The 20594-nt window shown below is 62.5% G+C and carries 15 protein-coding genes; 8 read left to right on the forward strand and 7 right to left on the reverse strand.

Going from position 1 to position 20594, the window contains the following annotated elements; all coding sequences use genetic code 11:
- Positions 1 to 174 precede the first annotated feature (174 nt).
- Together NKK47_RS02355 and NKK47_RS02360 are read left to right on the forward strand one after the other, a co-directional pair.
- On the forward strand, positions 175 to 369 hold the full coding sequence (locus NKK47_RS02355) for a hypothetical protein (RefSeq protein ID WP_352455670.1): 195 nt from the start codon (positions 175 to 177) through the stop codon (positions 367 to 369).
- A gap of 13 nt (positions 370 to 382) precedes the next feature.
- Positions 383 to 793 (forward strand): DUF1287 domain-containing protein, encoded by a 411-nt coding sequence (locus NKK47_RS02360; protein ID WP_352455671.1) that lies wholly within the window; start codon positions 383 to 385, stop codon positions 791 to 793.
- Positions 794 to 805: 12 nt separating this feature from the next.
- On the opposite strand, the gene NKK47_RS02365 is transcribed toward NKK47_RS02360, so the two are convergent.
- From NKK47_RS02365 to NKK47_RS02380, 4 genes are all read right to left on the reverse strand, one after another.
- Entirely contained in the window at positions 806 to 3130 is a 2325-nt protein-coding gene (locus NKK47_RS02365) for an NADP-dependent malic enzyme (protein ID WP_352574956.1), read from the reverse strand.
- A 319-nt stretch (positions 3131 to 3449) separates the two neighbouring features.
- Positions 3450 to 4373, reverse strand: coding sequence for a gamma-glutamylcyclotransferase (locus NKK47_RS02370; RefSeq protein ID WP_352574958.1), 924 nt, complete (start codon positions 4371 to 4373; stop codon positions 3450 to 3452).
- Positions 4352 to 4939 (reverse strand): hypothetical protein, encoded by a 588-nt coding sequence (locus tag NKK47_RS02375; protein ID WP_352574960.1) that lies wholly within the window; start codon positions 4937 to 4939, stop codon positions 4352 to 4354. The genes NKK47_RS02370 and NKK47_RS02375 overlap by 22 nt, the downstream gene beginning before the upstream one ends.
- Positions 4940 to 5151: 212 nt before the next feature.
- Positions 5152 to 5931 (reverse strand): SDR family oxidoreductase, encoded by a 780-nt coding sequence (locus NKK47_RS02380; protein ID WP_352574962.1) that lies wholly within the window; start codon positions 5929 to 5931, stop codon positions 5152 to 5154.
- A gap of 120 nt (positions 5932 to 6051) precedes the next feature.
- Between NKK47_RS02380 and NKK47_RS02385 the strand changes: the two genes are divergently transcribed.
- Together NKK47_RS02385 and NKK47_RS02390 are read left to right on the forward strand one after the other, a co-directional pair.
- Positions 6052 to 6873, forward strand: a complete 822-nt coding sequence (locus tag NKK47_RS02385; protein WP_023720072.1) for a UDP-2,3-diacylglucosamine diphosphatase — start codon at positions 6052 to 6054, stop codon at positions 6871 to 6873.
- Positions 6874 to 7000: 127 nt separating this feature from the next.
- Positions 7001 to 8218: an MFS transporter gene (locus NKK47_RS02390; RefSeq protein WP_352502483.1), complete on the forward strand. Its 1218-nt coding sequence runs from the start codon at positions 7001 to 7003 to the stop codon at positions 8216 to 8218.
- Here NKK47_RS02390 and dgcA read toward each other — a convergent pair.
- A complete protein-coding gene (gene dgcA, locus NKK47_RS02395) occupies positions 8189 to 9172 on the reverse strand; it encodes an N-acetyl-D-Glu racemase DgcA (protein WP_352574964.1) in 984 nt (327 codons plus the stop codon). The genes NKK47_RS02390 and dgcA overlap by 30 nt on opposite strands.
- A gap of 78 nt (positions 9173 to 9250) precedes the next feature.
- Between dgcA and NKK47_RS02400 the strand changes: the two genes are divergently transcribed.
- The 4 genes from NKK47_RS02400 to NKK47_RS02415 are packed head-to-tail and all read left to right on the forward strand — an operon-like array spanning position 9251 to position 13333.
- Complete coding sequence (locus tag NKK47_RS02400; RefSeq protein ID WP_352574966.1) at positions 9251 to 10435, forward strand: ABC transporter permease; 1185 nt, start codon at positions 9251 to 9253, stop codon at positions 10433 to 10435.
- 1 nt (position 10436) lies between these two features.
- Complete coding sequence (locus NKK47_RS02405) at positions 10437 to 11255, forward strand: ABC transporter ATP-binding protein (RefSeq protein WP_352574968.1); 819 nt, start codon at positions 10437 to 10439, stop codon at positions 11253 to 11255.
- 13 nt (positions 11256 to 11268) lie between these two features.
- A complete protein-coding gene (locus NKK47_RS02410) occupies positions 11269 to 12642 on the forward strand; it encodes an MlaD family protein (RefSeq protein WP_352540616.1) in 1374 nt (457 codons plus the stop codon).
- 37 nt (positions 12643 to 12679) lie between these two features.
- Complete coding sequence (locus tag NKK47_RS02415; RefSeq protein ID WP_352574970.1) at positions 12680 to 13333, forward strand: ABC-type transport auxiliary lipoprotein family protein; 654 nt, start codon at positions 12680 to 12682, stop codon at positions 13331 to 13333.
- Positions 13334 to 13374: 41 nt separating this feature from the next.
- On the opposite strand, the gene NKK47_RS02420 is transcribed toward NKK47_RS02415, so the two are convergent.
- Together NKK47_RS02420 and NKK47_RS02425 are read right to left on the reverse strand one after the other, a co-directional pair.
- A complete protein-coding gene (locus NKK47_RS02420) occupies positions 13375 to 13830 on the reverse strand; it encodes a macro domain-containing protein (RefSeq protein ID WP_352574972.1) in 456 nt (151 codons plus the stop codon).
- Positions 13831 to 13966: 136 nt separating this feature from the next.
- Positions 13967 to 20353: an apolipoprotein A-IV repeat region-like domain-containing protein gene (locus tag NKK47_RS02425; RefSeq protein ID WP_352574974.1), complete on the reverse strand. Its 6387-nt coding sequence runs from the start codon at positions 20351 to 20353 to the stop codon at positions 13967 to 13969.
- Between the last annotated feature and the right edge of the window lie 241 nt (positions 20354 to 20594).

Raw genomic sequence — 20594 nt, forward strand, 5'->3', positions numbered from 1 at the left:
CCCAAATCGGATGGCTTGCGCCGGTGCGCGGCTTCGACCACGACCAGCGCTGTCATATCGACCACGCCGCACGACATACTCGGACAGAGCCACGACCGAGACATCCTGGCGATGCACGAAAAAGGCGTATTCGCCCAGAAGAATGCCCGGATCCAGAATGCCCGGAGGCTTGGCATGACCGCGATTACCCGTCGAGCCGCAGTGCAGTTTGGTCTTTTGTGCCTGGCGATGCCGGATGCCATGGCGCAGGAAAAGCCCATCACGCCGGATTGGGGTACCAAATTGGTCGAAGCTGCCCGTGAGCAGATCGGCGTCACCATACTCTACGATCCGACCTATACACGCCTGGCCTATCCGGGGGGACGTTGAGCCCGAGCGGGGTGTGTGCACGGATGTCGTGATCCGTGCCTATCGCCGCGCCTTCGATCTCGACCTGCAAGAATTGGTGCATGAGGATATGCGGGCCAATTTTGCCGCCTATCCGAAGGCTTGGGGCTTGAAGGCGCCCGACCGCAACATCGACCACCGCCGTGTGCCCAACCTTGCGGTCTATTTCGAGCGGCGCGGTGCTGCCTTGCCCGTCAGCCAAGATCCGGCCGACTATCGGCCAGGGGATCTCATCGCCCAGATGCTGCCCGGCAATCTGTCGCATATTGCCATCGTGTCGTCCAATCGCTCCACTTTGGTACCGACAAGAAGACTGGTCATTCACAATATCGGCGGCGGCGCCAGGGAAGAGGACACTTTGTTTGCCTTCAGGCAGACAGGGCATTTCCGGTTCAGGCCAATCTGAGAAAGCCCGCGGCTACCCCAGATCGACGATGGCTTGCGCCTTATGCGCGGCTTCGACCACTGCCAGTGCCGTCATGTTGACGACGCCGCGCGAGGTGACCGACGGCGTCAATATGTGCGCCGGGCTGTCGGTGCCGAGCAGGATCGGGCCGACATGCAGCGCGTCCATCATCGTGCGCAGTGCCGTCAGCGTGATGTTCGCCGAATCGAGATTGGGAAACACCAGCAGATTGGCTTCGCCCTTCAGCCGCGAATGCGGATAGACGCGTTGGCGCAGCTGCTCCGATAGTGCCGAGTCGGCATGCATCTCGCCGTCGCATTGCAGGTCGGGCGCGATGCGCGCCAGGATTGCCGCTGCCTGCCGCATCTTCATGGCGCTTGGCGAATCGCGGGAGCCGAAATCAGAATGCGACAGTAGCGCTGCCTTGGGCTCGATGCCGAAACGCTGAATTTCCTCGGCCGCCAAAACGGTCATTTCCGCAATTTCTTCGGCGGTCGGGTCGACGGAGACATGGGTATCGGTGAGGAAAATGATGCCGCGCTGCGAGATCAGCATGGAAAGCGTCGACAGGTCGCGATCCCTAATGCCGGCGCGTGGCCCGATGATCAGCGTGACGTTGCGCAAATGGCGCTCGAAACGGCCTTCGAGCCCGCAGACCATGGCGTCGGCGTCGCCGCGCTTCAGGGCAAGGGCGGCGATCACCGTATTGTCGGTGCGCACCATAGTGCGCGCGGCTTCCGTCGTCACCCCACGCCGGCCGGCAAGCTCGATCAAAAGGTCGACATAGTGGCGGTAACGCGGATCGTCTTCCGGGTTGATCAGGCCGAAATCGACGCCCGGCTTGATGCGCAGCCCGTAGCGCTTCAGCCGCACCTCGATGACATGCGGGCGGCCAATCAGGATCGGTTCGGCAATGCCTTCCTCGAGCACGACCTGCGCGGCGCGAAGCACGCGCTCGTCCTCGCCGTCGGCATAAATGACGCGCTTGGAGCTCGACGTCTTGGCCATCGAGAATACCGGCTTCATGACCAGGCCGGAGCGGAAGACGAAGCGGTTCAGCTTGTCGATATAGGCGGCGAAATCGGTGATCGGCCGGGTCGCGACGCCGGTCTCGCAGGCTGCCTTAGCGACGGCAGGGGCAATGCGCAGGATCAGCCGCGGATCGAAAGGCGAGGGGATCAGGAACTCCGGACCAAAGATCGGCGTCTCGCTGGAATAGGCACGCGCGGCAACGTCGGACGGCTCTTCGCGGGCAAGCGCTGCAATCGCTCGCACGGCAGCCATTTTCATCTCTTCGTTGATGGCGCTTGCGCCGCAATCCAGCGCGCCACGGAAGATGTAAGGAAAACAGAGTACGTTGTTGACTTGGTTGGGGAAATCGGAGCGGCCCGTGCAGATCATCGCGTCGGGCCGCGCTGCCCGCGCCGCTTCCGGCATGATCTCGGGATTGGGATTGGCCAGCGCCAGGATCAGCGGCTTGGGCGCCATGTGGTGGAGCAATTCCGGCTTCAGCACGCCGGCGGCAGACAGGCCGAGAAACACGTCGGCGCCGGGCAGAACGTCGGCCAGCGTGCGCGCCTCGGTGTCCTTCACATAGGGGTCTTTCCAGCGGTCCATCTCCTCGACGCGGCCCTTATGGGCGACCCCGAACCGGTCGGTGACCCAGATGTTTTCGACCCGCGCGCCGAGCGAGACCAGAAGGTTGAGGCACGCAAGCGCCGCAGCACCTGCGCCCGACGTGACGATCTTGATGTCGGCGATGGACTTGCCGGCGAATTCCAGCCCATTGAGCACAGCGGCGGCGACGATGATGGCGGTGCCGTGCTGGTCGTCATGGAAGACCGGTATGCCCATGCGGGCTTTCAACTGTTCCTCGACTTCGAAGCATTCGGGCGCCTTGATGTCTTCCAGGTTGATGCCGCCGAAGGTTGGTTCCAGCGCCGAGATCGTCTCGACCATGCGCTCGATGCCCGGTGCATCGATCTCGATGTCGAAGACATCGATGCCGGCGAATTTCTTGAACAGCACCGCTTTGCCCTCCATCACCGGCTTGGAGGCGAGCGGACCGATATTGCCGAGGCCGAGCACCGCCGAACCGTTAGTGACGACGCCAACAAGATTGGCGCGGGCTGTATAGTCGGCAGCGGTTGCCGGATCGTCGCGGATTTCAAGGCAGGGGGCGGCGACACCCGGCGAATAGGCAAGCGCCAGGTCGCGCTGGTTGCCGAGCGGCTTCGTCGCCTGGATTTCAAGTTTTCCGGGACGGGGGTGCTTGTGGAAGTAGAGCGCTGCTTCGTCGAGGTCGGATCGGGCCGCCTTCTTGCTTTCGCCTGTCATGACGGCCGCCTCCTCAGTTCAGTCCGTTTGGTGTTTTGAGTCTCTTAGCATGCAGCCGAGGCTTTTCGAGAGCTGATATGTCGCAAGCGCGAGCTTACGGCTTCGCATCGCCGCCCTGCCTAGTGCGGTCTTCCATTGAAATGTTGGGACGACAGGCGAGGTGCTGTGGCGAGTTACGGCCGCCCAGTTTGAATGTCTGCAACGGGTGCAGCCTGTGGAATGCTGTCATTCGTCCCGTTGATTGGGAACGAGAAAATGGCGCCGACAGCGGACATCGGGTCCGTAGCCTGGACCGGCAACTCGCACCGACAACGTGGCCTCATTGCCCGGGACTTCCGAGCGTGGAGCGCTGCTTCTTGTCCCGTGTCCTGTTGGGATCGTCGATCGCCTCAACCGACTGAATGTATTCGGCAATATACTCCGGCGGCAGGCCGTGTTCCCTGCCACCTGCAAGCACAAAGTCCTTGTACCAGCCATAGGGTTTGAGGCCGTCGTCGATGTAGTCGGGAGTGGCGAGATAGGTAAGAACCTTTCGTCTGCGACCTTTGTTGTTAATGACCGTGACCGTCGCGTGCTCGTAGCCGCTGCCGACGCCTTCGGCCCTATCCAGCTTGGCACGCTCGGCAGGATCGAAGCTGAAAAGGACCCCGATCACGCTACTATCGTTGTCACTGGCAAATGCGTTGCACTTCCCGGATTTGTCCGTGCTACGCTTATGAAAACGGAGCGCATGACCCGGCAAGGTAGCGATGCCGCGTGGTTTGCAGCTCGGCATGCGTTCGCGCAGCCGGGCGGTCGACATATTGGACCCATAGGCAAAATAGACGACGTGCTCCGGGGGCCCGGTTTCTGCGTTCTCCAGCGGCTCGATCGTGGGATTTCCCGGCTTCAGGATCGTGCGTAGCGGTACTGTCATTATGCTGCACTCGTCGGTTTCTTCGCCTTTGCGTGTGATGATGGACTGTCCATCCTCGAGGTCGAGGATTGGAACGGGCCTGCCGGCCCATCCGCAGTCGGCGCAGCGCGGTCGTTCCCAGAGTACACCGGGTACGTCAGTATTTTCGCTATGTTCGGGTTGGAGATGCGGCGAGCCGCAGTCCGGGCACTCGCGAGGTACCCCGCGCAACTCGCGAATGATCAATGATGTCGCCATGCCGATGGCGTGTTGGATCAACGATTGCGCCATCTCGGCATCAATCCATGTGGCCGACTTTGAATGCGTCAGCCAGTTGAAAACGTCCATGCGGACTCAAGCGCACCCTTGAGGGCCCCGCGACGCTCTTTGTTGGTGTCGCCCGGCAGAAGATCGTTGCAGATGATCTCCGTCCACGCGCGGAAGTTCGCACGCTGTGGCGGTGTGTTTGTCCACATTGCCGCGTCCTGCGCGACGCCGATCAGCTCGAGTAGCGCTTCGCGGCAGCGAACGCCGACGGCCTGATAGTCCGAGAGGTTTTGCGCCTGTGTCACGGCGGTGCCAGCTTCCTCCATCTTCTCGAAGACAGGACCGAACGGAAGGACGCGCAGATCGCCTTCCCGTTGTTTTTCCGTACGCGGGATGCGGAGCATCAGGCCAATATGGAAGGTAAGAGCAAGGTCCAAATTAGGGAATTGCTCCTGAGAGTAGAGGTTTGTGCCGCCCGTGATGACCCACCAGCGATCCTTATTGGTGTGGATGTCCCACACGGCGTTGCGGGTGTTGAGAACGGCCTCCGAGTAGACCTTCTGCATGAAAGTCACTTCGAGGTCGGGGGCCCGCCATTCAAAGTATTCCTGGACTTCCTCGATTTCCTCTTCGGTAGCTTTCAACATGATCCACTCCCGCGACGGGCTAGTCGCACCGCGCTGCAAAGGTTTGCGAAAACCTCATCAATAGACCGATGTCGCCGAGCTTTCAAAGTCCGGCGCGGCTGCGCGGGATGTCCGCTTTGGGTCATAGGCGTGAATTCGACTGAGGGCGAACGAGCTTTCGCTTAGGGTCGTTTCCCCCGTTCCCAGCGGGTGCCAAACGTTGGATCCTGCCACTAGAACGCGCTGACATAGAGGCCGCCGTCCACCGGTATGTTCTGCCCGGTCAGGTAGCCGGCATGGACCGAGCACAGGAAGGCGCAGATCTGGCCGAATTCCTCCGGCGTGCCGAGTCGCTTGGCCGGAACACTGGCCGCTGCTTGCGCCTTGCGCGCGGCGGCGGCGGCCGGATCTTCGGGCGTGCCGGCCTCGTGCGGGCCGCGCAGCCGATCGGTGTCGAGTTTGCCCGGCAGCATGTTATTGATAGTCACGTTGCGGTCGATCACTGTCCGTGCGACGCCGGCCAGGAACGAAGTGAGGCCGGCACGGGCGCCGGACGACAGGTCGAGGCCGGGGATAGGCACGTAGACCGACAGCGAGGTGATGTTGACGATGCGGCCGAAGCCGCGCGCCGCCATGCCGTCGATCACGGCCTGAACCAGTTCGACAGGGGTCACCATGTTCTGGGTGACGCCTTCGAGGATCTTTTCGCGGTCGAGCGCGCGGAAATCGCGAAACGGCGGACCGCCATTGTTGTTGACGAGGATGTCGGGATCGGGGCAGGCGGCAAGCAGCGCCTTCTGGACATCGGGCTTGGATACGTCGCCGACGATTTCGGTCACCTTGACGCCGAATTTCTCGCGCAGTTCAGCGGCAGTTTTGGCCAGCACGTCGGCGTTGCGGCCATTGACCACCAGATCGCAACCTGCCTCTGCCAGTGCCATGGCGCAGCCGCGTCCCAAGCCTTTGCTGGAAGCGCAGACGATGGCCTTCTTGCCGCGAATGCCGAGATCCATGGTGATTTTCTCCTCCGATTGCCGCGGCAACCTATCCGGATGGCTGGACCAATCGCAACCGTCATACGGTTGTTGCATGAATCGGGGCATAGCCTCACGCGAAAGCAACGGTGACAAATGATGTCCGGCGCAGAGCCCCGCACTTTCCGCAGCATGTTCATCTCCGACGTCCATCTCGGATCGAAGGCGGCGAAGGCCGAGTTCCTGATCGATTTCCTGCGCCATCACGATGCCGATATCATCTATCTCGTCGGCGACATCGTCGACGGCTGGCGCTTGAGACGAAGCTGGCATTGGCCGCAGAGCCACAATGACGTCGTCCAGAAATTGCTGCGCAAGGCGCGCAAGGGCGCCAGCATCACCTACATCGCCGGCAATCACGACGAGTTCGCGCGCCAGTTCCAGGGCGTGCATTTCGGCGGCATTGTCGTCGCCGATCGCGCCATCCACGAGACGGCCGATGGCAAACGCCTTCTTGTCATCCATGGCGACCAGTTCGACACCGTCGTCCATAATGCGCGCTGGCTGGCCTATCTCGGCGACTACGCCTATGACGCGGCGATGCTGGTCAACCGCGTCATCACGCGCCTGCGCCAGGTGCTCGGCCTGCCTTACTGGTCGTTCTCGTCCTGGGCCAAGGTCAAGGTCAAGAAGGCGGTGAATTTCATCGGCTCGTTCCAGACCGTGCTGACCGAGGAGGCGCGCCGCTCGCATGTCGACGGCGTGATCTGCGGGCACATCCACCATGCCGCGATCGAAAGCTATGAGGACGTGCAATACATCAACACCGGCGATTGGGTGGAGAGCTGCACGGCGGTGGTCGAGCATTTTGACGGCCGGATGGAGATCCTGCACTGGGCGCATGTCCTGCCGGAGACTCCGGTCGGCAGCGAGGTGCTCGTGCCGATCGACATCAAGGGCAGGGCAGTCCAGGCGGCTTGACCAAATCCGGCCGCATCTCGCTTCAATCGGTTAGTCCAGCGGTTTCATCGACTTTTTCGCCGTGTTAAGCAGCGGCAGGTGTGGCGGGCCGACCCGGCTGAATGCCGTGCCGACGGATCGCCTGTCAATGTCCTCGCTGCCGCCGCTTTCGCCCGAACAGCTCGTCAAGCCACGCCATTTCGAACTGCGCATGAGCTTGATCTTCTTTACGCTCTTCGTTCCGCTCGGGACGCATGTGCCGTATTTCCCGCTGTGGCTGCAGGCGAAAGGGTTCCATGCCGAACAGATAGCCGTGATCCTCGCCGCGCCGATGTTCCTGCGCGTGGCGACGACGCCATTTCTTACTGCGCTGGCAGACAAAGCGAGCGACCGCGCCAATGTCTATGTTGCGCTGGTCGCCGCATCGCTGATCCTGTCCGCCGGCTACCTCCTGCCGCCGACCTACGCAACGGTACTTGCCGTGTCGTTGGCCCTGACGGTCGTCTGGACGCCGCATTCGCCGATTGCCGATTCGCTCGCCCTTTCAGGTGTTCGCCGCTTCGGCTCGAATTACGCAAGCATGCGCAAATGGGGCTCGATCTCCTATCTCTGCGCCAATCTCGCCGGCGGTTTTATCCTGTCGGCGAGCGGTGCCCAGGCTGTCCCGGTGATCATCTTCGCGGCGCTGTTTGCCGCGCTAGCCGCCGGACTGATTGCGCCGCGCCTCGGCCGTCCACGCCGCGCCTCGCCGCTTTCGGCCGCCGATATCCAGCAATCGGCACCGAAACTCCTCAACCGGTACTTCCTCTATTTTTCGACAGGCGTCGGCGTCATCACCGCCAGCCACGCATTTCTCTACGGTTTCGTGTCGATCTACTGGAAGTCGATCGGCATCAGCGATTCGGTTGTCGGGCTTCTGTGGGGGTGGGGCGTCGTCGCCGAGATATGCATGTTCGTCGTTTTCACCCGCGCTTTCGCCTCCTTCTCGGTCGTCTCGATCATGCTGATTGCCGGGATTGGCGCGATCGTGCGCTGGTTCGCCTTTCCGCTGATCTGGCCGCTTGGGCTTGGCGTTGGCGGGTTTTTCGCGATCCAGACGCTGCACGCGGTTTCGGTGGCGCTGGTGCTGATCGGCCTGCAAAAGATGATCGGTGAGACGGTCGCGGAAGAACGTACCGGGGCGGCGCAAGGCATCGCCTACTTCTCCAATGGCTTCTTCATGGCGGCGGCGACGCTGATTTCCGGTCCTCTTTACGACCGCTTCGGCGCGAATGGCTTCTTTGCGATGATCCCGATCGCCCTGACGGGCCTGGCTCTGATCGGGCTTGCCGCGCGTTCAGCCCCACAGCGCCCGCTCGGGCGGTGACACCAGCGAACCTTGGTAGACGAGACCGGGAACGCGGTCGCGGGCCAGCAGCAGCGGACCGTCGAGATCGACGAAATCGGCATCCTGCGCCAACAGCACGGCCGGCGCCATCGCAAGCGATGTGCCGACCATACAGCCGACCATGACACCAAGACCCAGTTCGCGGGCGCGGTCGCGAAGCACGAGTGCAGCGGTCAGGCCACCCGATTTGTCGAGCTTGATGTTGACGGCGTCGTAAAGGCCGACAAGCGCTTCAAGGTCCTTCGCCTCGTGCACGCTTTCGTCGGCACAGATCGGTACCGGATGCGCGATGTGGCGAAGAATACCGTCATGTCCCGCCGGCAGCGGCTGTTCGATCAAGGCGATACCGTGCTCGGCGGTAAAGGCGAGGTTTGCGACGATATTGTCGTCATTCCAGCCCTCATTGGCGTCGAGAATGATTCGGCTGTCGGGTGCTGCCGCCGTCACTGCACGGATGCGCGCGATGTCGTTGTCGCCGCCGATCTTGACCTTGAGTAGCGGGCGCTGGGCGTTAGCGCGGGCCTGCGCCGCCATCGCCTCCGGCTCGGCGAGCGACAATGTATACGCCGTCTCAAGCGGTCGTAACGGAACGGTTCGTATCGTATGCGCCACGGGTGTTCCGCTGATCTTCGCTTCCAGGTCCCAGAGCGCGCAGTCGATGGCACTGCGTGCCGCGCCGGCAGGCATGGCATCGAGCAGGGCGATGCGGCTGATGCCGCGCGCGATCTCGCTGCGCATCGCCTCGATCGCGTCGCGCACACCCTCCATGGTTTCGCCATAGCGCTTGTAAGGGACGCATTCGCCGCGTCCTGTGCGGCCGTTTTCGGTGATGGCGCAGGAAATCACCTCCGCTTCGGTCTTCGAGCCGCGCGAAATGGTAAAGGTCCCGGCTATCGGAAAGCGCTCGGCCTCGACCGAAATGACACGCGCCATATTTTTCTGCTCCGGCTGTGCAACAAGGAGGATATCGGCAAATCGACAGGTCGGCCCCGTCAGGCTAAACAGGACGCCATGTTGACCATCCGCAAACGCGACGCAAGCGGCCCTGCCAAGGAGCCCGACCACCAGCCGCGCATCGCGATCGGCGAGGAGGGCGGCGTTCTCGGCTGCGCTTTCTCGGGAACCTGGACGACGCGCACCGTGGCGCTGGTCGATGCCGAGATGCGCAAGATCGAGAAGCGCGGCGGCTTCAAGACGCTGGCGCTCGACCTTTCACAAATCGAGAAGATGGACACTGCCGGGGCGTGGCTGATCGACCGCCTGGTCAGCAGCTTCGAAAAGAAGGGCGTCGAGATCACGATGCAGGGGCAAAGCGAGATTGCCTCGATCCTGCTCGGCGCCGTCGGTGATGCGGTCCGACGCGAGCCCGAATCAGGTCCGGCAAAGCCGCCCAACTTCATCATTCGCGGGCTCGAGGCGGTTGGCCGGCGCGTTTATGAGATGCGCGACGATTTCCTGGCCGCAATGAATATCCTCGGCGCCACGATACGCGGCTCTCAGATGAAGCTTGGCCGTGGCCATGGCGTCAACATGGCGGCGATCTTCAACCAGATCGATCGTATGGGCGTCGGCGCCATACCGGTAGTCGTGCTGATGTCGGCCATCGTCGGTGCGATCGTCGCCCAGCAAGGCGCTTATCAGCTCAGCTATTTCGGCGCCGACATCTTCGTCGTCGACCTGGTCGGGGTGCTGATCCTGCGCGAGCTCGGCGTGCTGATGACGGCGATCATGATCGCCGGCCGCTCCGGCAGTGCGATCACCGCCGAGATCGGCTCGATGAAGATGCGCGAGGAGGTCGATGCGCTGAAGGTGATCGGTCTTAATCCAATCGGCGTGCTGGTGTTTCCGCGGCTGGTCGCGCTGGTCATCGCGCTGCCTTGCCTGACGATCGTCGCCAACTTTGCCGCGCTGGGCGGCGGCATTTTGGCTGCATGGCTCTACTCCGATATTGCACCGGCAGCGTTCATCGACCGGCTGCGTGTCGCAATCGACCTCAGCACCATCTTTGCCGGCCTGATCAAGGCGCCGTTCATGGCCATGATCATCGGCATAATCGCCTCGGTCGAGGGCATGAAGGTTGGCGGCAGCGCCGAATCGCTTGGCCAGCATGTGACCGCCTCAGTGGTGAAGTCGATCTTCGTGGTCATTATCCTCGACGGGCTTTTCGCCATGTTCTATGCAGCGATCGAGTTCTGAGATGGCGCTGCCGGGCACAAACACGACCAAGGTGGCGGCGAAAGCCAAAGAAGACGAGATCGTGCTGTCGGCGCACGACATCACGGTGTCGTTCGCCGATCAGGTCGTTCTCGACAAACTGTCGCTCGATATCTGGCGCGGGGAGATTCTCGGCTTCGTCGGTGCCTCCGGTGCCGGCAAATCTGTTCTCTTGCGCACCATCCTTGGCTTGACGCGCAAGCAATCGGGAACAATCAAACTGTTCGGCGTCGACGTCGAGAAGGCAACCGAAAGGGAGCGCCTTCGCATCGACATGCGGCTTGGCGTGCTGTTCCAGCATGGCGCCCTTTTTTCGGCGCTGACGGTCCTCGAAAACGTCCAGGTGCCGATGCGTGAATATCTCGATTTACCGAAGAAGCTGATGGACGAACTTGCCATGCTCAAGGTCGAGTTGGTCGGATTGCCGCCGGATGCGGCGCAGAAATTCCCCTCCGAGCTCTCCGGCGGCATGATCAAGCGTGCTGCGCTGGCGCGCGCTCTGGCGCTCGATCCGGATATCGTCTTCCTCGACGAACCGACTTCCGGGCTCGATCCGATCAGCGCGGCTGAGTTCGACGAATTGGTCGTCAAACTGCGCGATACGATGGATTTGACCGTGTATATGGTCACGCACGATCTCGACACGCTGTTTACCGCGTGCGACCGCGTGGCGGTGCTTGGCAACAAGAAAGTGCTGGTCGAGGGCACGATCGACGACATGCTCAGGAGCGAGGAACCCTGGGTAAAATCCTATTTCCGCGGAAAACGCGCCCGGCAACTTGATCTTGCGGCGCGCGCATAGCCATAAGTGAGCAATGGAAACCAGGGCCAACTACGTCATTGTCGGCATTTTCACGCTGGCCGCGATCCTCGCGGCTTTCGCTTTCGTCTATTGGACGGCGGCAATCGGCGAAAAGGGTGAGACGACGGTGCTGCGCGTGCGCATTCCAGGCTCCGCTTCGGGGCTCGGCCGTGGCAGCTTCGTGCTGTTCAATGGCGTCAAAGTCGGCGACGTGCGCCGTGTCTATATCGACGTCGACAATCCGACCGCTGCTATCGCCGACACCGAAATAGACCGGAATACGCCTATCACCAAGTCGACGCAGGCCGATATCGGGCTTGCCGGCCTCACCGGCCAGGCCAACATCGAACTCAAGGGCGCCGACCCCAAAGAGCCAAAACTTCTCGACGAGGCGGAAAAGGAAGGCCGTGTGGCTGAGATCGTTGCCAACCCGTCGGCGGTCACCAACCTGCTGCAGACGGCGCAGAACATCTTCACCCGCGCCGACAAGGTTCTTTCGGAGCTCGAAGGCTTCACCAAGGATGTTCGCGGGCCGCTGACGCAGACCGTCAACAATGTCCAGACCTTCTCCGATGCACTGGCCAGGAATGCGGACGGCGTCGACAAGTTCCTGGCCAGCGTCAGCTCGCTGGCGGACGAACTGAAGGGTGTTTCGGGCAAGCTCGACGGCACCCTGAAGGCGGCGGAAGGGCTACTCAACGCCGTCGACAAGGACCAGATCAAGAGCATCGTCGCCAATGTCGACACGGTCACTTCCAACCTCAAGGAAACCAGCAAGCAGTTCGACACGGTCATCAAGAACGTCGACACCGCGGTCGGCTCGATCAACGACTTCGCCCAGAAGACGCAAGGCACGCTGGCCAAGGTCGACGGCGTTCTCGACGGCATCGATCCGGCTGAGGTTCGCACCGCGCTGGCCAATATCCAAAAGGCCAGCGAAAACGCCAACGAGGCTGCCGCCGACATCGCCAAGGTGACCAACAAGTTCGCCAACCGAGCCGACGACATCGACGAAACCATCAAAGACGCGCACCAGCTCGCAGGACGCCTCAACGATGCCTCGGTGCGAGTCGACGGTATCCTTGCCAAGGTCGACAAACTGCTCGGCTCCGGTCAGGCCGATGGCGTCATGGCCGATGCCAGGGCGACGCTGAAATCGTTCAAGCAGGTCGCCGACACGCTGAACGCCCGCCTCGGCACCATCACCGACAATCTGGCGCGGTTCTCGGGACAGGGGCTGCAAAACGTCGAATCGCTGGTCCAGGACAGCCGTCGTTCGATCAACCGCATCGAAGAGGCGGTGACCGACCTCAGCCGCAATCCACAAAGGATCTTGTCCGGCGGCGAGGGTGAGGTCCGGCAGTTCGACGGCAGGGTGCGCCGTTGACTTCGGCCTGCGCCCACCGCAAGAACATAGCTTGCGGATGCGCGTTGTTTCCACGATCCGGGGGGGATCGCGTTTGAAGTCGATCAGTTCAGGCAGCGTCAGATCGAGTGGGTTCAAGGCCGGAGCGGCACTGCTGGCGCTTTCGCTCGCCGGCTGCGCGGCGCTGGGCGGCAAGCCGGCGCCGCTGGATACGTTTGAGCTTTCGGCGCCGTCGCTGGAAGCGCGTGCCCACAGCCGCCGCCAGATCCTCATCGCCCAGCCATCGGCGCTCAAGGCGCTGGATAGCCAGAACATCGTCATCAAGCCGTCGCCGCGATCGATCCAGTATCTCAAGGGCGCGCAATGGGCCGACCGGCTGCCGATGATCGTACAGGCGCGGCTGGCTGAGACCTTCCAGCGCTCGGGCAGCTTCACCGGCGTCGGCAAGCCGGGCGAGGGGCTGGCGATCGACTATCAGGTGATCGTCGAAATCCGTTCGTTCGAAGTTCGGGTCGACGGCGGCGAACATGCCGAAATCGAGCTGTTCGTGCGCTTGTTGAACGACCGCAACGGCGAAGTACGGGCGTCGAAGACGTTTAGCGCCACCGCGCCCGTTTCGGGCAATGGCAACCAGGCCTATGTCGGCGCGCTCGATGCCGCGTTCGGCGATGCGGCCGGGCAAATCGTCCGCTGGACCGACACCGTGATCTAAACCGGGCTAGCTGCTATGAAGCGGCCAAAGACCGAAGCAACTTACGGAGCATATTCGACGAGCGTGTGATCTTCGCCCGCAAGCTCGTCATCGATGATTGAGCCTATGATTTCCCAATCACCTCCAGCCAGCCCCGCACCAATTTTCGGGTAGCCGATTCTTTTGCCCGTGAATCTGCCTTTGACCGCCTGAATGACTTTTCGGATTGCCTGGTAGTCAGCCTTCACGCCTTTGCCTTGCCAATGGAACTGAGTGTAGCCGTTGACGACGTGGAAAATGCGGCTGTCTCGCTTGATTTCGGCAACGGATAGGCTTCCCAGTTTGGCCGGGTCGCCCTTCAATGTCGCGCAATCCGCAGCATATGCTTCCGGAAAGCGCTGCTTTATGGAAAGGGCGATTCCTTTGCCGATTTGGCACTGACAGTTGCATCCATGCACAATGACATCGAATGTTCCGTCGAGCGCAAGCTGAAGCAGATCACCGCGAACTGTCTGCATTGCCACGACATCCCGCCCTCAACTCCTGCGCGCAAACATCCGACCAAATCAGATGATTTGCGCAGTGGGACTATCTTTTCAGCATCGGGTCTAAACTGAAAGGGCAGAACGCCCTTTCAGTTTTCCTGTCGCCCGCTTAGTGCAGGCGGCCGCTGGCGTGGGCCAGCATGGTATAGACCTTGCCGGTGTCAGACGTCAGGTAGGTCTGCGCCATGATGTTGTCGCGGTCGTTGCGCGACACGTCCTTGAGCAGCTTTTCGAAATCGTCGCAGTAACGATCGACAGCAGCTCGGAACTCCGCCTCCGACTGATATTTGCGGCGGATCTCGTCGAACGTCTGCTGGCCCTTCAGCGTGTAAAGACGGCGCGTGAAGACGTCGCGCTCGCCGCGCCGGTAGCGGTTCCACAGCTCGATCGAGGCATCGTGATCGATGGCGCGGGCGATATCGACGGAGAGCGAGTTCAGCGATTCCACGACATGAAGCGGCGAACGCGCAGCGGGAGCCGGGCGCGGCGCTTCGGCAGGCGCTGCCGGCTTGGCGTCGTCTTCGCGCGATGCACCGGTCAGGAGGTCACGCACCCAACCGCCCTGCGGCGTACGGCCGTTGGGGTCGCGCTGGCGCGGCGCTTGGTCTGCGGGACGTTCGAGGTCGAGCGTGCCGCGCAGCGCCGTCTCGCCCGAAGGCGCCTGCGGTGCACGGCGCTGTTCGGGAGCCGGAGCCGGGCGACGTGGCGGTTCGGCGGGGCGTGCGGCAGGCGCTTGCGGCGTCGGACGCAGGTTGCGCTGTTCCGAACTGTCGGAGCTGCGGCCAGATTTGGCAACGATTTCAGAAAGTTCCTTCAGCGCGTTGATCTGCTCGGAAACGGCACGGCGGATAGCCGTGGTTGATTCCTTTGCCTCTTCCGGCATCTCGATGACGCCTTTCTTGAGCTCGGCCCGGGTGAGGTCGAGCTCGCTCTTGATCGAGCCGGCGGTACGCCGCATCTCCTCGGTCGCATCGGCAAAGCGCTTGGTGGCCGAATCGACCACTTCGGAAATCGCGGTACGGATCTTGTCGGCGGATTCCAGCGTCTTGCCTTCGGCGTTCTGCAGCGTCTGGCCGACCAGATTCTCGAACGAGCGCATGACCCTTTCGAGATCTTCCGACTTCTTGACAAGGCCGACGGCAAGGTCCTCCAGCGACGATTGCCTTTCGAGCGTGTGCTCGAGATTGCTCTGGGCCGAGCTCAACAGGTCCGAGGCACTGGAAAGCAACCGGCTGTGCTCGTCGAACTTGGTGGCGATAGAGGCAACCTCGCGCAAGGTCGAGGACGACAGCTCGGTGAGCCGCGTCGTGTTCGAATCGACCAGGCGCGCCGAGCTGGCGAAGGTCTGCGCGGTCTTTTCGGTAGTCGCTGCGAAGCTTTGCGTGCTGCCGGTCAGGCGTTCGTCGACCTGGCCGAGATTGGTCGCCGCCTGCTCGATCAACTGACCGAGCTGCGAGCTGGAGGTGGTCATGCGGCCGATGAGGTCGGCAACGCTGTCGGCAAGCGTCGAGCGCGCGCCTTCGACGGCCGACAGGGTTTCGGCCGTACGGCTGGCGAGGGCGTCGACGAGGGCGGCGTTTTGAGTGCGCAGCTTCTCGGTCGCACGTTCGGTGACCTCTTCCATGCTCTTTTGCAGCTCGGAGCCGCCCTGGGCGAAGCGCTCGACCAGAGGCCGTGCCGTCTCGTCCAGGATTTTCGATATTTCGGCCGAACGTGCCGCAAGCATCGTATTGAGCTCGCGAGTATTGGCACCGATGGTCTTTGCAGCGTCATTGGTGCTCTGGCCGATATGCTGGCCGACCGCGGTGAAGGTTTCGGCGATCGAGTTGGCGCGCGAGACCAGTTGCGCCTCGGCACCCGAGACTTGTTCGTTGAGCTTTTGGCCCATTGTCTCGGCGGAGTAGGCGAGGCGGTTCTCGACGGTGGCGACCTGCTCCTCGACGCGGGCCGCAGTGGCGGCAGCACTCGATGCCAGGCGTTCGTCGGCACCGGCAAGCAGCTGCTCGATTTCACGGGCATGGACGGCGAGTTCCTGGCCAGTCTGCCTGGCGCGTTCGGCAACCCGCTGCTCGGTGCTGGTGAAGGCACCGACAATGGTGTCGGCATGTTCGCCGATTGCGGTGCTGCTGTCGGCGATACGGGCCACCAGGCGATGATCGGCCTCCTCGAAGATGCGGCCGATCTCGGACGCACGGGCCGAAAGTGCTTCGGAGCCTTCGGCAATGCGCGAAATAAGTTGCTGGTCGGCGGCATCGAAAATGCGACCGAGATCCGACGCGCGTGCCGCGAGAGCTTCGGCGGATTCGCCGATGCGCACGCCCAGCCGCTCGTCGGCTGTTTCGAAATTGCGCAGGATGTCGCCGGCACGCGCAGCCAGCGACTGGGCCGTTTCGATGGCGCGAGAGACCAGCCTGTGGTCCGCCGCGTCGAAGGTGCCGGCAATCTCACTTGCTCTGGCTGCCAGCTGATCGGCCGTTTCCTGGGCACGCGCGAGCAAGCTGTTCGACGTGTCGTCGACGCGGGCAATCAGTGCGCTCGACGTATCCTCGGCGCGGGCGGCGAGGCGACGATCCGCCTCTTCAAAGGTGCGGGCGATGTCCTCCGCCCTGGCGAGCAGGGCGGCCGAGGTCTGCTCGGCGCGCTCGGCGATCTTGCGGTCGGCATCGCTGAATGCCGCGCCCGCCTGCTCATGCAGCGCGCTGGTAACTTCCATGACCTTCTCGCGCAGCGCGCCGGCGACGAAGACCGCGCTTCTTTCGAGCACACTGCGCACGTTGTCGACACCCGTCGACAGCGCCCGCTCCATTGTGCTGGCGCGCTCTTCAATGATGCCTGTCTGCCGGCTGAACGCCTGCTCGATCTTTTCTACGTCCGCAGCGATCGCATCGGAGATGTCGGTGCTCCTGGCGGCGATCTGGTCGATATGGCCGGACAGCGAACGGTCGACATCCTTGCGCGTTTCGGCGAGCCTGGAGAGATCGTCCTGCAATGCGCGGGTCAGCATGTCGCGGCCCTCGCTCAGCTTGCCGACATGACCGGCGACGATCTCGTCGACTTCGCTGCGGCTCATTGCAAGCCTCTCCAGATCGGCTTCCAACGCGCGCCTGAGGATGTCGCGGCCTTCCGCCAGTTTCTCAACCTGGCCGGCAACCAGCCCATCGATGCTCGAGCGGCTTTCGGCCAGCTTGGCGAGATCGTCCTCGAGCGCCTTCGACAGGGTCGAGCGGTCCTGGACGAGCTTCTCTGCGTGGGTTGCGACAAGGCTGTTGACGTTGCCGAGATCGGCTTCCAGCGCACGCGAAAACTGCGCGCGATTATCGGTCAATAGCTGCGACTGATCGGCGATGGCGCCCCTGATCGTGCTGAGATCGGCCTCCAAGGCGCGCTTGAGGATGTCGCGGCCTTCGGCCAGCTTCTCGACCTGGCCGGAAACCAGTCCGTCGATGCTCGAGCGGCTTTCGGCCAGCTTGGCAAGATCGTCTTCCAGCGCGCGCTTGAGGATGTCGCGACCCTCGGCCAGCTTCTCGACCTGGCCTGCGACCAGCCCGTCGATGCTCGACCGGCTCTCTGCCAGCCTGGCAAGATCGTCCTCGAGCGCCTTCGACAGGGCCGAACGGTCCTCGGCGAGCTTGTTCATATGTTCGGAGACGACGCCCCGCACGGTCTCGAGATCGGTCTCCAGTGCCCGCGACAGCTGACCGCGATCCTCCGCCAGCTTCTCGGATTGACTGGCGATAACGCCCTTGACGGTGCTCAGATCGGCTTCGAGCGCGCGCTTGAGGATATCGCGGCCCTCCGCCAGCTTTTCGACCTGGCCGGCAACCATCACATCGATGCTCGAGCGGCTTTCGGCCAACTTGCCGAGATCCTCTTCGAGCGCCTTCGACAGGGTCGAGCGGTCTTCGGCGAGCTTGTTCATGTGATCGGAGACAACGCCCCGCACGGCCTGCAGGTCGCTCTCCAGTGCCCGCGACAGCTGGCCACGGTCTTCCGCCAGCTTTTCGGACTGGCCGGCGATGACGCCCTTGATCGCGTTCAGGTCCGATTCCAGCGCGCGCTTGAGGATGTCGCGGCCTTCGGCCAGCTTCTCGACCTGGCCGGCAACCAGCCCATCGATGCTCGACCGGCTTTCGGCCAGCTTGGCAAGATCGTCTTCAAGCGTCTTCGAAAGCAGGCTGCGGTCATCGGCGAGCCTGCCAGAATGATCGGCGATCAGGCTCCTGATGTCGGACAGGTCGTTATCGAGTGACTGGGAAAGGCCGCTGCGGTCTTGCGCCAATTTCGCCGAATGCGCCTCGATGAGGCCATTGATGCCGGCGATGTCGGCTTCCAGCGCGCTGGCGAGTATGGCGCGACCCTCGGCGATCTTTTCGACCTGACCGGCGACGAGGCCGTCGATGCTGGCGCGACTCTCTGCCAGCTTGCCGAGGTCGGCCTCGAGCGCGCGCGAAAGAATGCTGCGGCCTTCGGCGAGCTTGCCGACGTGCCCGGCAACCATTTCATCAATTATCGTACGAGCTTGCACGAGTTTTCCGGAGTCTTCGTTCAAGGCCTGGGCAAGCCTGTTGCGACCCTCTTCAAGGCTTTCGAGATGGCTGCCCAGCGAAGCGTCGATCGCTGCGCGCGATTCGTTGACCTTGCGCAGATCCTCTTCAAGGGCGCGCGAGATCAGGCCGCGGCCTTCGGCTAGCTTCTGCACCTGGTTAGCCACCGCTGCGTCGACTTCGGCGCGACCTTCGGCGAACTTCGCCAGATCGGCCTGCATTGCCGCCGCCATCCGGTCGCGGCTTTCGGAAAGCTTGCGGCTGTGGTTCTCGACGGCTTCCTCGATGCCGGCGCGAGCATCGGCAAGCCGCTGGATGTCCGTATCGAACGAACGCGATACGACATGGCGCGCCGCTTCCATGCGCCCGGCGAAATCGCCGGCGCGGGCTTCAAGCATGGTCGAGGTCGATGAAATGATGTCGGCCATGTCGGCGCCGATCTGGGTCTTGCCCTGATCGATCATCGCCGACAGCGTCTCCTTGCTATCCTGGAAGGTGTGGGCGATTTCGCGCGCGCGCTCGACCAGCGTCTCGTTGATCTGGCGTGCGCGAGCCTCCAGCGCGGCGTTGAGCTTCTGCGTGCCGGTGTCGAGCGCCTCGGCCCGCGTCTGGAACTCGCTGATCAGCGCCTGGCCACGTTCAGCAAGCGTCCGCTCGATGCCGTTGAGGCTGGCTTCGAATTCCGAATTGAGTGTGCGGGCGGCACCGCCGAGCAGCGACACCATGCCGCTCGTGCGGTCGTCGAGCAGGTCGGTCAGTGACCGCGTCAGGCCATCGGTGGTGTCCGTCAGCTTGGCGATCCGGGTGTCGAGCAGGCTGGCGAAGGCCTCGCCCGACGTCGACAGCCGATCGGTGATCGATTCGAGCCGGCCTTCCACCGAATCGAAGATCGACAACGAGCTTCCGTTGATCCTGTCGATCAGCGTGTCGCCGGATTCGTTGATCGTCATCGACAGCTTGGTCGAGGCGTTGAGAATGCTGTCGCGAATGATATCGCTGGCGGCGTTGATCTCGTCTTTCAGTGTCTCGTGGGCGCCGGTGATCGAGGCGCGCACGCGCTCGGCATGGGTGACGACCGCTTCGCGCTCGCTGCCCAGCCCGTCGACCAGCGAGCGGATGCGGGACTCGTTCTCTGAATAGGAGCGCTCGATCTGGTTCACCTCGCTGTGGACCAGCGTTTCGAGCTCGACGGCACGCGCAAGCGTGCGTTCGATGCCTTCGCCCATGGCTGCCACCTCGCGGCGAACCGCTTGGCCGATCATCATGACGCGATCCTGGGCAAGATTTTCCGGCTCGGCCAGACGGAAGGCCACCTCGGTCATCGACTGCGCGGCAAGGCGCATCTCCTGAGCGCGGCGAATCATCACTGCGAATGCCCAGAACAGGATGACGGGCACGATTGCCGCGATCGCCAGGCCGATCAGCTCCGGACGGGCGAAAAACTGATCGAAGGTGCGGATGTTCCAGATGCCAGGTCCGAACAACAGGTTCGCAAGGCCGCCAGCGCCGGCGATCCAGGCCAGCGAAACGAAAGCCACGACCCAGTAGATCGTGTTCGAGGCGCGCCGATTGAGGGTGTGCAGGAGCGTCTTATAGTCTTTTTGACGATCGTCGTTGGCCGGCGAGAAAGCTGCCGGCTGCGAGCCATTGCGCGTTGCGACAGGACGCAACTCAGCCGGCTTGGCCTTTGGCGCGGGATTTGCGATCTGGCTTTGATTGGCGGCAGGTGCCGCGTTCTGGGTCTGGTCCGGGGCAGGGGCTTGGTTCTGGCTGCGACCTTCGCGCGCCAGCTCGTCGGCGGCTTGCGATATTTGCGCTTCGAGATCTTCCATGGATGCAGCCATGTCGAAGTCGCCGCCGGCATCGCCGCTCAGATCGATATCAAGTGCCTTTTCAAGTTCCCTGGCTACGTCGCTGTCGAGCGTTCTTGTCGTCGTTGGTTTCTTCGCCATGCCTTCGCTACCCTGTACAAGCTGCCGCGGGACTTATGGTTCTGCTTATTGATTGTGCCTAGCGTGTCCCGCGCAGGAGGCTGAAAATGGACCTGTCGTATCGTAATGACACAGCCGGGTAAAGAAAACATGCATTCCGCCCGATACGTAAAACTTTAAATATAAGGTTAACACAGCCGTGATTCCGGCGCCGTTATCGCGACATTTTTCCGGGCCAATCATTAACCCGTTGTCCACCGGA

The organism is Mesorhizobium sp. M0019 (genome assembly GCF_040323975.1).
Classification (GTDB): Bacteria; Pseudomonadota; Alphaproteobacteria; order Rhizobiales; family Rhizobiaceae; genus Mesorhizobium.

Bases quoted from the DNA above. Each gene is read 5' to 3' on its own strand.
- NKK47_RS02355 (WP_352455670.1), top strand. From the start codon at position 175: ATGACCGCGATTACCCGTCGAGCCGCAGTGCAGTTTGGTCTTTTGTGC.
- NKK47_RS02365 (WP_352574956.1), bottom strand. From the start codon at position 3,130: ATGACAGGCGAAAGCAAGAAGGCGGCCCGATCCGACCTCGACGAAGCA.
- NKK47_RS02370 (WP_352574958.1), bottom strand. From the start codon at position 4,373: ATGGACGTTTTCAACTGGCTGACGCATTCAAAGTCGGCCACATGGATT.
- NKK47_RS02375 (WP_352574960.1), bottom strand. From the start codon at position 4,939: ATGTTGAAAGCTACCGAAGAGGAAATCGAGGAAGTCCAGGAATACTTT.
- NKK47_RS02380 (WP_352574962.1), bottom strand. From the start codon at position 5,931: ATGGATCTCGGCATTCGCGGCAAGAAGGCCATCGTCTGCGCTTCCAGC.
- NKK47_RS02385 (WP_023720072.1), top strand. From the start codon at position 6,052: ATGTCCGGCGCAGAGCCCCGCACTTTCCGCAGCATGTTCATCTCCGAC.
- NKK47_RS02390 (WP_352502483.1), top strand. From the start codon at position 7,001: ATGTCCTCGCTGCCGCCGCTTTCGCCCGAACAGCTCGTCAAGCCACGC.
- dgcA (WP_352574964.1), bottom strand. From the start codon at position 9,172: ATGGCGCGTGTCATTTCGGTCGAGGCCGAGCGCTTTCCGATAGCCGGG.
- NKK47_RS02400 (WP_352574966.1), top strand. From the start codon at position 9,251: ATGTTGACCATCCGCAAACGCGACGCAAGCGGCCCTGCCAAGGAGCCC.
- NKK47_RS02405 (WP_352574968.1), top strand. From the start codon at position 10,437: ATGGCGCTGCCGGGCACAAACACGACCAAGGTGGCGGCGAAAGCCAAA.
- NKK47_RS02410 (WP_352540616.1), top strand. From the start codon at position 11,269: ATGGAAACCAGGGCCAACTACGTCATTGTCGGCATTTTCACGCTGGCC.
- NKK47_RS02415 (WP_352574970.1), top strand. From the start codon at position 12,680: ATGCGCGTTGTTTCCACGATCCGGGGGGGATCGCGTTTGAAGTCGATC.
- NKK47_RS02420 (WP_352574972.1), bottom strand. From the start codon at position 13,830: ATGCAGACAGTTCGCGGTGATCTGCTTCAGCTTGCGCTCGACGGAACA.
- NKK47_RS02425 (WP_352574974.1), bottom strand. From the start codon at position 20,353: ATGGCGAAGAAACCAACGACGACAAGAACGCTCGACAGCGACGTAGCC.